Below are 12,449 nucleotides of genomic sequence, written 5' to 3' on the forward strand. Positions count from 1 at the left end.
CTTTTGATCTTATCGAAGAAGTCTTATGGTCCAGGGTGGCAGATTAAGAGGAGGTAGAATGCAATGTCAGGGAAGAAATACGTATATTTCTTCGGCAACGGAAAGGCAGAAGGTACGGCCGGCATGAAGAACCTTCTGGGCGGTAAGGGCGCGAACCTCGCTGAGATGACAAACCTTGGAGTGCCTGTGCCTCCAGGTTACACGATTACAACCGAGGTGTGCACCATTTTCTATGAGAATAACAGCCAGTACCCGCCTGAGCTTGCTGAGCAAGTCGAGGAGAACCTGAAGAAGCTCGAGGATGCCATGGGCGCCAAATTCGGAGATCCCGAGAACCCGCTTCTCGTCTCGGTCCGGTCTGGCGCGAGGGTTTCGATGCCTGGTATGATGGACACGATCCTGAACCTCGGGCTCAACGATGAGACAGTCAAGGGGCTCATCAAGCGGACAGGGAATGAGAGGTTCGCATACGACGCCTACAGGCGCTTCGTCCAGATGTTTGGGAATGTGGTGCTCGGCGTGTCACACGATGACTTCGAGGAGATCCTCGATGAGAAGAAGAAGGAGCTCGGCGTCAAGCTAGATACAGAGCTGGATGCGGCAGCGCTGAAGGACATCGTCGGGAAGTTCAAGGCCATGATAAAGGAGAAGAAGGGCATTGATTTCCCTGAGGACCCGAGGAAGCAACTGGACATGGCGCGCGATGCAGTATTTGGTTCGTGGAATAACCCGAGGGCGATCACCTACCGCAAGATCCATAATATCCCTGGCAACTGGGGGACCGCGGTGAATGTCCAGGCTATGGTCTTCGGCAATATGGGTGATGATTCCGGCACGGGCGTTGCCTTCACGCGCGACCCCGCCACAGGCGAGCGCAAGTACTATGGTGAATACCTCAAGAACGCCCAGGGTGAAGACGTCGTTGCCGGCATCAGGACGCCCAAGCCCATTGCCGAGCTTGAGAAGGAGATGCCTGAGATATATAAGCAGCTGGCCGACATCTTCGAGAGGCTCGAGAAGCATTACCGGGATATGCAGGACGTCGAATTCACGATACAGCAGGGAAGGCTCTTCATGCTCCAGACCCGCAATGGCAAGCGCACTGCTCCGGCAGCCGTGAAGATCGCCGTCGACATGGTGAAGGAGGGCCTGATCACCAAGGAGGAGGCTCTCCTCAGGGTGGAGCCCGCCCAGCTTGATCAACTCCTTCATAAGAGGATCGATCCCAGCGCCAAGGTGCAGGTCATTGCCTCTGGCGTTGCCGCATCGCCCGGCGCGGCCGTCGGGTCGGTGGTGTTTACGGCTGATGAGGCGGCGGAGCTGGGAGGTCAGGGTAAAAGGATCATCCTGGTCCGCAAGGAGACCTCGCCGGACGATATTCATGGTATGGCAGCATCACAAGGCATTTTGACCACGCGCGGGGGCAAGACGAGCCACGCGGCCGTTGTAGCTAGAGGAATGGGTATCCCGTGCGTTTCAGGGTGCGAGGCCATCACAGTGATAGAGGCGGAGAAGAAATTCATCGTTGGCGATGTGACCGTCAAGGAGGGCGATACCATTACCCTTGACGGGAGCCAGGGCAAGGTTATCCTGGGCGCCGCCCCTCTCATTGACCCGACCATCGGCGGTGATTTCAAGACCCTCATGGAATGGGCTGATGAGGTAAGGAGCCTCGAGGTGAGGGCGAACGGCGATACGCCCACCGATGCCCGGACGGCCCGTGGTTTTGGGGCTCAGGGCATCGGGCTCTGCCGGACCGAGCACATGTTCTTCGCCGCGGAGAGGGTCCCGATAGTTCAAGAGATGATCCTGGCGGAGACCACCGAGGCGAGAAAGCGGGCGCTTGACAAGCTGCTCCCCATGCAGAAGGATGACTTTGTCGGCATACTGAGGGAAATGAATGGCCTTCCCGTCATCATCAGGCTCCTCGATCCCCCGCTCCATGAGTTCTTGCCCAGCCATGAGGAGCTCCTGGTCGAGGTGACCAAGCTCAAGATGAGCGGGGGCTCGGAGGTGGAGATCAAGGAGAAGGAGGCCCTGCTCGCCAGGGTTGATAAGCTGCGCGAGATCAATCCGATGCTTGGGCACAGGGGATGCCGGCTCGGTATAACCTACCCTGAGATCACGGAGATGCAGGCCCGGGCCATCTTTGAGGCCGCGTGCGAGCTGACGAAACAGGGTTATAAGATACTGCCCGAGGTCATGATCCCTGTGGTTGGCCACGTGAATGAGATCGCCATCGCAAAGGAGATAGTGGACAGGGTTGCTAAGGAGGTCATTGGGAGCTACGGCGTGAAGCTCGACTACAAGGTCGGGACGATGATAGAGCTTCCTCGGGCTGCGCTGACCGCGGATGAGATCGCCAAAGAGGCGGAGTTCTTCTCCTTTGGGACGAACGACCTTACCCAGACCACGTTTGGATACAGTCGTGATGATGCCGAAGGAAAGTTCCTGCCATACTACCTGGAGCACAACATCCTCGAGCACAACCCGTTTGAGGTGTTGGACCGCAGGGGCGTTGGTGAGCTGATCAAGATCGCCGTGGAGAGGGGCCGCAAGACCAGGCCCGACCTTGAGGTTGGTATATGCGGTGAGCACGGCGGCGAGCCGAGCTCGGTCGAGTTCTGCCACATGAACGGCCTGGATTATGTGAGTTGCTCACCCTACCGGGTGCCGATTGCCAGGCTGGCGGCGGCCCAGGCTGAGCTCCGTCACCCGCGCAGGGGCGCTCAGGCCGTGAAGGCTGAGTACACGACCGCCTAAGCTGAAGCGGAAAGCCCTTCATTCAAGGCGAGCATACGGGGGCCCGGGCATCCGGGCCCCCGTTTTGGATGCGCAATGTGGGGTGCAATGGTCTTGGTGTCGAGCGCGTGCGGTGGGGGAGGCACCTTTGGGGCCGCCGGGGCATATGTTATTGCATATTAACCATAATAATTAAGGCATGTAGTTTTCAATATCGCGCTCGCATCGTGCTCGAAACGGTGTGTTTCTTACTGGTCCGGGCGGGTCCGGGCAATGCGGCCCGGTGAAAAATATTCCGGCTCTATGCAGGAAAATTTTTCGCACCGTCGAATAATCTAGCAAGTCTTGAGGTGTAGTCTGATGGATCTAGTCATATCTCATCCTCGCGGGCGGGAGGAAAATTCCCCAGCATGGCGAAGTTTTTAATCGGAGCCCCGGGTTATCCGGATTTGGCTCGTGAAGGTGATCAGAATGCGGGGCCAGCTGGGAGAGGATCTCTTACGAGAAATCCGCTCGCGAAACGACATAGTGGAGGTTATCTCCGAATATGTTCTTTTAAAACAGAGCGGCAGGAACTATAAGGCGCTGTGCCCGTTTCACACCGAGCGCACACCGTCATTTATGGTTTCGCCTGAGAGGCAGCTATTTCGCTGCTTCGGGTGCGGCGTGAGTGGCGACGTTTTTGCATTCATAATGAAGATGGAGAATGTGGGCTTCCCCGAGGCTGCAAGGATGCTCGCCGAGCGCGCCGGCATCGATATCCCGGGCGATGGAGCACCAGGCCCCGGGCGGGAGAGCGATATCAGGGCCCTCGTTTTTGAGGCCAATAAGGCCGCGGCCGAGTATTTCAGCTGGGTCCTGCTCCGGACGCGCCAGGGCTCCGCGGCGCTGGACTATCTCAGGGGTCGGGGAATAGGTGAGGATGATATCCAGATGTTCAAGCTTGGATATGCCCCACCTGGCTGGGATTCCCTTCACAGGGCCCTTACCCGTAAAGGCCTGACTCCCGAAATCCTCGAGGCTGCCGGCCTTGTCATAAGGAGAAGGGAGTCGCAGGGGTTTTACGATCGGTTTCGTAATCGCGTGATGTTCACCATCTTCGATCCACACGGGAGGGTAGTGGGGTTTGGCGGCAGGGTTCTCGACGACTCGCAGCCCAAGTACCTCAACTCGCCTGAGACGGTGGTCTTCAGCAAGGGGGGCAACCTCTATGGTATATCGGCTGCCAGGGAGGAAATCAGGGCCTCGGGACGAGCGGTTATCGTAGAGGGTTATACCGATGTTATCGCGGCGCACCGGGCCGGGGTTCGCACGGCCGTGGCATCGCTCGGGACGGCCCTGACCCAAAACCAGGCGCGGTTGCTTGCCAGGTATGCAAAGGAGGTCGTGCTTGCCTACGATGCTGATTTTGCGGGTGAGGCCGCCACACTCAGAGGGATGGACCTCCTGAGCGCGGCGGGGCTCCAGGTCAGGGTCGCTGTCTTCCCGGGTGGCAAAGACCCGGACGAGGTTATCCGGAGCGAAGGCCGCGACGCGTTTGTTGCGATGCTGGATGGGGCCCGGCCACTCGTGGAATACAAGCTTGACCTCGCTCTGAAGAATACTGATCTCTCCACCATGGAGGGTCGTGTTTCCGCCGCTGCCCGGGCCGCGACCGTTGTTGCATCCATTCAAAATGCGGTCGAGAGACTGGAATACTCCAGGGTTGCCGCTGAGCGGCTGGGGGTGCCGGAGGAGGCATTTATCGAGGAGGTCAGGAAGCTCGGGCGGGCCGGCGTAGCTTCGCGGGTTCCATTAAAGGATAAATTTGCCCAAAAAAGGAATACTACTGGTAACACCCAAAGTGAAGAGGCTTTCCCTCTGCGGCAGGGGGTTCCCGCGAAGGTCATCAAGGCCGAGCGCGGCCTGCTTCGCTTGATGCTGGATGAGCCGGGTGTTTATATAGCAGTCCGCCAGGAGCTGGGGCAAGATATCTTCTCCTGCGAGGAGCACAGGAGCATAGCTGCCGCTATCGTGGATGAAGCGAGAAACAGGGCAAGGGATGGGATCAGCGGCAGCGTGGATGCCGCATCCGTTATCTCGAGACTCGTCGATGACAAAGCAAAGGCGATGGCGGCCGGGGTTTTCATGGAAAGCGCACCTGTTTTACTAGAGGGGCGTAATGAGTTGCTCCCTGATTATATAAAGGTTCTGAAGGAACACCTGCTGCGCAGGCGCATTCGCCAGATGGAGGGAGAGCTGAAGGCGCTTGAGGCAAAAGGGGATACTGCTGGATTTCAGGAGTTGCTGGTCGAGTGGCAAGAGCTACGATCGAAATTGGATCGAGAATTCGCATCCTTCGGCGGATTCATGTAGCCGGGGAGCCCTTCGCTGGGGCGAGGGATGATGGTAATATGAATTCGAGTCGGGAAGGGCTTCAATCTGCGGTCAGGAAGGAGGGAGTTAGATGGTAAAGGCTGATTACTTGAACATTTCTGAGGTTCAGGAGCTCATCCAGCGAGGCAAGAAAAGGGGGAGCCTGACTTACCAGGAAGTCATGGATGCGCTCCAGAACATCGAGCTAACTCCCGAGCAGATCGACGGCATTTATGAAGTCCTGGCTGAGAACGGGGTCGATGTCATCCCCGAGGGCGGGGAGATAGAGCTCCTCGATCACGACGATGGTGAGCCTCATGAAGAGTCAGATATAGATCTCACCATACCCGAGGGGATCCCCATCGATGATCCCGTAAGGATGTACTTGAAGGAAATCGGGCGCGTGCCGCTCCTCACCGCTGAAGAGGAGATCGAGCTGGCAAAGCGGATAGAGAAGGGCGACGAGGAGGCAAAGCGCCGCCTGGCCGAGGCGAACCTGAGGCTGGTCGTGAGCATAGCTAAGCGTTACGTCGGCCGCGGCATGCTTTTCCTCGACCTCATCCAGGAGGGGAACCTCGGGCTCATCAAGGCCGTTGAGAAGTTCGACTACAGGAAGGGCTATAAGTTCAGCACCTATGCAACGTGGTGGATAAGGCAGGCCATAACACGGGCCATTGCGGACCAGGCCCGGACCATCCGGATCCCCGTGCACATGGTGGAGACCATAAATAAGCTCATACGCGTGTCCCGCCAGCTCCTGCAGGAGCTCGGCCGCGAGCCGACCGCGGAGGAGATTGCCAGGGAGATGGATATGAGCGTGGAGCGGGTCCGCGAGATCATGAAGGTCGCGCAGGAGCCGGTGTCGCTCGAGACGCCGATAGGGGAAGAGGAGGACAGCCATCTCGGGGATTTCATAGAGGATGAGGATGCGCTGGCTCCCGCGGAGGCAGCTTCATACCGCCTCCTGAAGGAGCAGATCGAGGACGTCCTCGAGACCCTGACTCCCCGCGAGGAAAAGGTCCTGCGCTTGAGGTTTGGCCTGGATGATGGCCGCTCGAGGACGCTTGAGGAGGTGGGCCAGATATTCGGGGTGACCCGGGAGCGGATACGCCAGATAGAGGCCAAGGCGCTGCGGAAGCTCAGGCATCCCAGCAGGAGTCGGAAGCTGAAGGATTACCTCGAATAGGGTAGTGTAGATTATTTGCGGCATTGCGAGGAAGATAGAGCCCGGGTGAGTAGGGCCTATAAAAGCGGGTATAGATCATATTATATAGCCTGTGGTAGGGTGAAAAGGTGTTGACCAATGCGGCGTGTTATTGTAAAATAAATGATGTAGATTAGAGGGGTGTTCCCTGGTAGCTCAATGGTAGAGCAACCGGCTGTTAACCGGTAGGTTGCAGGTTCGAGACCTGCCCAGGGAGCCATTTTTTCGGGCCCATAGCTCAGCGGTAGAGCGACCGGCTCATAACCGGTTGGTCCCTGGTTCGAATCCGGGTGGGCCCACCATATTACGAGGTCTTTGAGGTGAGTTGATCGAGGGCAACTCACCTTTTTTGATGTATTCTTTATATGGCAGCATAACATGCCAGGAGAGGGATAGGTGATCGACACGTGGCATACAGGATAGAAACGGACCCATTCGGAGAGCTCGAAATACCACAGGATGCCTACTACGGCATCCACTCCGCCAGGGCGGCGCAGAACTTCCCCATCTCCCGCCTCGCAGTCCACCCAACCCTGATCTGGGCCTTCGCCATGGTCAAGCGGGCTGCGGCCCAGGCGAACATGGAGGTCGGCCTCCTCCCCCAGCGTATCGGGCAGGCTATAGTAAAAGCCGCATCGGAGCTGGCCGAGGGGCGATTCGCAGACCAGATAATCGTCGACGCCTACCAGGGAGGGGCCGGTACCTCAACCAACATGAACGTAAACGAGGTCCTGGCCAACAGGGCGATCGAGCTTCTCGGCGGGGAAAAGGGCGATTACACCATTGTCCACCCCATCGATCACGTCAACCTCTCGCAATCGACCAACGATGTGTATCCCACCGCCCTTCGCGTCGCTGCCATCAAATCCATCCGTGAGGTCAGCCAGGCTATGGCCGGGCTCCAGGGGGCGCTCCAGGCCAAGGAGCGGGAATTCGCTGCGATCCTGAAAATAGGCCGCACCGAGCTCCAGGACGCCGTCCCTATCACCCTTGGGCAGGAATTCGGGGCATGGGCCGAGGCCGTCGCTCGTGACTGGTGGCGCCTGTACAAGGCGGAGGAGCGGCTGAGGCAGGTGAATCTCGGCGGGACTGCCGTGGGAACGGGCCTCAACGCCAGCCGCCGCTACATCTTTACCGTTGTGGAGCGGCTTCGCGAGCTTACAGGGTTCGGCCTCGCCAGGGCCGAGAACTCCGTTGAGGTTACGCAGAATGCAGATGTCTTTGCGGAGGTATCAGGTTTCCTGAAGACGGCTGCAGTGAACCTGGCCAAGATAGCGGGGGATATGAGGCTGCTCAGCTCGGGCCCTCGCGCCGGCATCGGCGAGATAAGGCTTCCCCAGCTCCAGGTGGGCTCCTCTATAATGCCGGGGAAGGTGAACCCTGTGGCAACCGAGATGGTTACGCAGGTGGCCTACCAGGTCATGGCGAATGATGTGGCCATAAATCTCGCTGCTGCATCGGGCCAGCTCGAGCTCAATGCATTTCTGCCGCTCATTGCGCAGAACCTCCTTCAATCCATGGAGGTGCTGGCCAACGCCGCCATGGTGTTCTCCGAGGGATGCGTCAAGGGTATAACGGCGGATGAGGAGCGATGCCGGGAGCTCCTGAGCATGAGCTATGGAGTTGTAACCGCCCTCGTGCCTTATATCGGCTATGATCGCGCTGCGGAATTGGTGAAAAGGGCCCAGGAGAGCGGCGAGGCGATTGAGGATGTCGTGCGCGCAGAGAGCGGCTTCAGCCCTGAGGAGCTCTCGGCGATATTCGAGCCCCGGGAGCTCACGACCCCGGGCATAGCAGGCCTCAAGCTCTTGGCGAGAAGGCTCAGGGAGAAGGGGAAAGAGAACGAAAACGAGAAGAAGAAGGAGAAAGAGAACTAGACCGAGGGGTGAGAGCGGTGAGTCTGAATACGACGCCCAGGGGGCAGCGTCTTCATATTGCGATTTTCGGCAGGCGGAATGCTGGGAAGTCGAGTTTGATAAATGCGCTTACGAATCAGGATGTGGCCATAGTCTCAGATGTTCCTGGCACCACCACCGATCCCGTTTACAAATCAATGGAGATCCTGCCCATTGGGCCTGTGGTCATCATAGATACAGCCGGGATAGACGATACAGGCGAGCTGGGGGAGCTCCGCATCAGGAAGACTCTCGATGTATTCAAGAAGGCTGACCTCGCGCTCCTGGTCGTGGATCCCGGACAGGGCTCCGGAGCCGACGGCGAGGACCGTTATGGCTACGAGCGGGAGGTGGTGGCACGCGCCCGCAACGAGAACGTAAACGTGATCGGGGTTATTAACAAGGCCGACCTTTACGCGGGCCAGGACCTTGATGTCAGTGCGTGGTCCGGGGGGCTCGGCATCCCGTGCGTGGCTGTAAGCGCCCTGAAGCGGCAAGGTATTGAGGAGCTCAAACGCCTGATCGTGCAGTTCGCGCCTAAAGACTGGACGGCTCCGACGATCGTCGGGGATTTAATCGCGCCGGGCGATCTTGTTATCCTGGTCATCCCCATTGACAAGGCGGCGCCCAGGGGGAGGTTGATCCTGCCTCAGCAGCAGGTCATCCGCGATGTCCTCGAGAGCGATGCCGTGGCCGTGATGGTCAAGGAACGCGAGCTAAGGCATGTTATGGAGAATCTTGCCGGTAAGCCGCGGCTCGTCATAACAGACTCCTCCGTGTTTATGAAGGCCGCCGCGGATACGCCGCAGGACGTGCTATTTACGTCGTTCTCCATTCTCTTTGCGCGTTTCAAGGGCGATCTCGTGGCCCTGGCTGCGGGCATAAGAGCGGTGGACGACCTCAAGCCCGGCGACAGGGTCCTGATCGCCGAGGCGTGCACGCATCACGCAGTGGAGGATGACATCGGGAGGGTCAAGATACCCAGGTGGCTCCGCCAGGCAGCTGGCGGGGATATAACCTTCGATGTCGTGAGTGGGGGGGATATGCTACCTGAGAACCTGAATGATTACAAGCTGGTCGTTCACTGCGGGGCTTGCATGCTCAACCGCAGGGAGATGCTTTCCCGGATTATGCAGGCCCAGGGGGCGGGCGTGCCGATAGTCAATTACGGAGTCTTAATGGCCCATATCCACGGCGTGCTCAGGCGGGCCCTCTCGCCTTTCCCCGCGGCCCTGGCCGCGCTGGGGACTGGGGGGGAGGAGGATGAGGCAGCGGAGCTTGAACTTCTCAAAAAGATGCCCCTCGTAAGCCAGATTGCCGGTAAGATCAAAATTTGATTACGTATATGCGAGATGGAGCAGGAACGTTGCGCGATATATAGAAATAGTATATGAATGATAATGATAGATGAGGTTGGGTCTTGCATATGCGGAGAAGAGGCTTTTTGCTTCCGTGATCCGCTGTGGTGAAGAGAGCGATATAAGATACGCCGCAGCGGATTTCCTTACCTGTCACCCGGAGGGGTGCCACCCAGAGGCGCGGAAGCACGGGGGGGAGCCGGAAGATGCAAAAGAAGTGTGAAATTTGCGGTAAAACTATCCCTGAGGAGCGACTCCGGATCCTGCCAGAGACCAAACGATGTGTTGAATGCGCCGAGAAAAACGGACCGGATGTCCATGCCAAGCGCAGGGACGTCGGCATGGATATCGATACTTACAAGGACTTGCTTGGCGCAATTCGAAGCTGACCGGTTGAAACTCAGGGTTCTTGAGCTTTAGACCAGGGGAAGGTTTTGATGAGTGATATGGATGGAGAACTGGGCCGGCTTCTCAAACTCCAGGAGCTGGACAAACGCAGGATGGAGCTTAACCGTAGGCTGAATTCCCTGCCCGTAGCTGAGCAAGTGCGTGAAATCGCCGGGATCGTTTCTGGCGAGGAAGCTATTATTCGCGAGATGACAGGCGAGCTTGCGGCCATGAAGAAGGCCCAGAAAGAGAAGGAATGGGAGCTTGCGGAGATCACAAGGAATCAAGATGTGATCCGCAAGAAATTATATGGAGGAGAGGTAACCAACCCGAGGGAGATCGGGGGGCTGGAGGCAAAGCTGGGGAACATAGAAGCAAACAAGAGGAAGTTGGAGGACGATCTTATCGGGTCGATGGAACGTATAGAAGCGGCGCAAGGGATGCTGGAGCGTAAGAGCGAGGGGCTTATTGAGAGGAAACGCCTGCTTGAAAGCCTGGAGAGCGATATGCGGGTCCAAGAGGAGAGAATAAAGGATGAGCTTGCCATACTGGCGGCGGAGCGTGAGACGATCGCCTGCGAGGTGGCGGGCAGCCTGCTTGAACTGTATGAACAGCTCGCGAGGAGCAAAGGAGGGGTTGCAGTCGCTAGAGTCCGGGGTGATATCTGCGGCGGTTGCCATATCGCCCTCCCAACATTTATTATAGCGCAGTTGAAGGCGGGCGACCGTATTGTAAGATGCGAGAATTGCGGCCGCATCCTGGTCAGGCAGTGGGCTTAGTAGATTATTAGCAGATTGGCGGACTATGATGGAAGAAATCATAATTCACACGGATGGCGCATCCCGGAGCAACCCGGGGCCTGCGGGGATCGGCGTCGCTATATTCGATAGCGATTACAACCTGTTGGCCGAGATATACGAGGCCATAGGCGAGACAACAAATAATATAGCGGAGTATACGGCCCTCATAAGGGGTCTGGAGGAGGGGCTCAAGCTCTCAGCCAGGCGGGTCACGGTATATACCGACAGCGAGCTTATGGCAAGGCAGGTAAGGGGCGAGTACAGGGTCAAGAGCCAGGGGCTGCTCCCCCTGTTGGGGAAGGTTCGCACGCTGATGGGGCGCTTCGAGTCTTGCCAGGTCCACCATGTGCCGCGCGAGAGGAACAAGGTGGCCGACCGCCTTGCAAATAAGGCCCTTGACGAGGCTTTGAAGACTCAGACTTGATTTGGTGCCGCTCTGCCTGGTTTCTAGCGGTGGACCTTCTGCAGACGCCTCCCGAGATTGAAATTTTTCCTCGGGAGGCGCTTTTATATGTTGCGAGTCAGTCTTACACTAGTCTCCCTCATGTTACATAGCATATGGTAGCTGGTTATTGATGAACTCCAAGATTTATAGGCGGATAGAAGCCATAATTTGGAAGTCACAATAATGAGGAAGTGATGACGAATGATCATTAGAAGTAGAGCACCATTGCGGATAAGCTTTGCTGGCGGAGGCACCGATATTCCCCCCTATTCTGAAGAAAAAGGGGGCGCGGTCCTCAGCACGGCTATAGATAAATATGCCTACTGTACTTTGATTCCACGTTTAGACTCGGAGATAATAATTAATTTGATTGGCCACGATGTAATTGTGAATCAGCAGTATAGCGAGGAGGCGATCTCAAACGGCGAGTTTGACCTTGCTAGATCCGTGGTCAAAAACTTCGCAGAGAAGGGCGGGATGAACCTCTACATACAAACAGACGTCCCGCTTGGCTCAGGTTTGGGCTGCTCCTCGAGCATAGTCGTGGCTTTGATCGGTGCGTTCATGTATTGGTTGGGAAAGAGGTTAACGGATTACGAAGTTGCCGAATTGGCGTATCACATAGAAAGAGAACAACTTGGGATCAAGGGAGGGAAGCAGGATCACTACGCAGCGACATTCGGTGGTTTTAACTTTATAGAATTCTCTCGGGAGAAAACGGTAGTGAACCCCCTGCGCATTCCCGATCATATCCTCGATGAGCTGAGATACCATTTGCTGCTTTGTTATGTAGGCAGTAGACCTTTCCTGACAAACATTATCCAAAACCAGGTCGATAACTATGTTCATGGGAAAGAAGATGTTGTTTGTGCTCTTGCCTCATTGAGAATGCTGACAATCCTGATGAAAGACGCATTACTGCGCGGCAGATTGAAGGATTTTGGTGAACTCCTGAGCGATGCATGGGAGAGTAAAAAGAGACTGGCGGATGGAATATCTAACGACCACATCGATCAGCTATATAATGCAGCTAGACAGAATGGGGCAATTGGCGGCAAGATCCTGGGTGCCGGAGGAGGAGGCTACCTTCTACTCTACTGCCCATTCGACAGGAAACATCTTGTTGCCAAAGTCGTCAGGAGCCTTGGGGGACAGATCGTTCATTTCGGATTTGAACCCGGTGGGCTGCGCACCTGGGAAACGGGCGAGGACGTACCAACCTTCCGTCCGGGTGAAGTATCTTCGGATATGGGAGGTGACTAA

The 12,449-nt window shown here is 56.9% G+C and carries 10 protein-coding genes and 2 tRNA genes; all 12 read left to right on the plus strand.

Annotation, left to right across the window (positions count from 1 at the left end; all coding sequences use genetic code 11):
* Window positions 1–63 precede the first annotated feature (63 nt).
* The 12 genes from HPY71_00895 (at window position 64) to HPY71_00950 (ending at window position 12,449) form a co-directional block, all read left to right on the plus strand.
* Complete coding sequence (locus HPY71_00895; GenBank protein NPV52064.1) at window positions 64–2,763, plus strand: pyruvate, phosphate dikinase; 2,700 nt, start codon at window positions 64–66, stop codon at window positions 2,761–2,763.
* A gap of 435 nt (window positions 2,764–3,198) precedes the next feature.
* Window positions 3,199–5,097, plus strand: a complete 1,899-nt coding sequence (locus HPY71_00900; protein NPV52065.1) for a DNA primase — start codon at window positions 3,199–3,201, stop codon at window positions 5,095–5,097.
* Window positions 5,098–5,188: 91 nt separating this feature from the next.
* Entirely contained in the window at window positions 5,189–6,283 is a 1,095-nt protein-coding gene (gene rpoD / locus HPY71_00905; protein NPV52066.1) for an RNA polymerase sigma factor RpoD, read from the plus strand.
* Window positions 6,284–6,446: 163 nt separating this feature from the next.
* Window positions 6,447–6,521 (plus strand) — tRNA-Asn (locus tag HPY71_00910).
* Between the two features lie 7 nt (window positions 6,522–6,528).
* A tRNA-Ile gene (locus HPY71_00915) sits at window positions 6,529–6,603 on the plus strand.
* Window positions 6,604–6,708: 105 nt separating this feature from the next.
* Window positions 6,709–8,178 carry an aspartate ammonia-lyase gene (locus tag HPY71_00920; protein ID NPV52067.1) on the plus strand — a complete coding sequence of 490 codons (1,470 nt, stop codon included), beginning with the start codon at window positions 6,709–6,711 and terminating at the stop codon, window positions 8,176–8,178.
* A gap of 23 nt (window positions 8,179–8,201) precedes the next feature.
* Entirely contained in the window at window positions 8,202–9,533 is a 1,332-nt protein-coding gene (hydF, locus tag HPY71_00925) for a [FeFe] hydrogenase H-cluster maturation GTPase HydF (GenBank protein ID NPV52068.1), read from the plus strand.
* 70 nt (window positions 9,534–9,603) lie between these two features.
* Complete coding sequence (locus HPY71_00930; protein NPV52069.1) at window positions 9,604–9,777, plus strand: hypothetical protein; 174 nt, start codon at window positions 9,604–9,606, stop codon at window positions 9,775–9,777.
* A complete protein-coding gene (locus tag HPY71_00935; GenBank protein NPV52070.1) occupies window positions 9,761–9,943 on the plus strand; it encodes a TraR/DksA family transcriptional regulator in 183 nt (60 codons plus the stop codon). The genes HPY71_00930 and HPY71_00935 overlap by 17 nt, the downstream gene beginning before the upstream one ends.
* A 48-nt stretch (window positions 9,944–9,991) precedes the next feature.
* Window positions 9,992–10,720: a hypothetical protein gene (locus HPY71_00940; GenBank protein NPV52071.1), complete on the plus strand. Its 729-nt coding sequence runs from the start codon at window positions 9,992–9,994 to the stop codon at window positions 10,718–10,720.
* Window positions 10,721–10,748: 28 nt separating this feature from the next.
* On the plus strand, window positions 10,749–11,165 hold the full coding sequence (locus HPY71_00945; protein NPV52072.1) for a ribonuclease HI family protein: 417 nt from the start codon (window positions 10,749–10,751) through the stop codon (window positions 11,163–11,165).
* Window positions 11,166–11,387: 222 nt separating this feature from the next.
* Window positions 11,388–12,449: a GHMP kinase gene (locus tag HPY71_00950; GenBank protein NPV52073.1), complete on the plus strand. Its 1,062-nt coding sequence runs from the start codon at window positions 11,388–11,390 to the stop codon at window positions 12,447–12,449.

Source organism: Bacillota bacterium (assembly GCA_013178125.1).
In the GTDB taxonomy this organism is placed as follows: Bacteria; Bacillota; SHA-98; order Ch115; family JABLXJ01; genus JABLXL01.

Coding starts and splice junctions, on each gene's coding strand:
- HPY71_00895 (NPV52064.1), top strand. CDS start 64: ATGTCAGGGAAGAAATACGTATATTTCTTCGGCAACGGAAAGGCAGAA.
- rpoD (NPV52066.1), top strand. CDS start 5,189: ATGGTAAAGGCTGATTACTTGAACATTTCTGAGGTTCAGGAGCTCATC.
- HPY71_00930 (NPV52069.1), top strand. CDS start 9,604: ATGAGGTTGGGTCTTGCATATGCGGAGAAGAGGCTTTTTGCTTCCGTG.
- HPY71_00935 (NPV52070.1), top strand. CDS start 9,761: ATGCAAAAGAAGTGTGAAATTTGCGGTAAAACTATCCCTGAGGAGCGA.
- HPY71_00940 (NPV52071.1), top strand. CDS start 9,992: ATGAGTGATATGGATGGAGAACTGGGCCGGCTTCTCAAACTCCAGGAG.
- HPY71_00945 (NPV52072.1), top strand. CDS start 10,749: ATGGAAGAAATCATAATTCACACGGATGGCGCATCCCGGAGCAACCCG.
- HPY71_00950 (NPV52073.1), top strand. CDS start 11,388: ATGATCATTAGAAGTAGAGCACCATTGCGGATAAGCTTTGCTGGCGGA.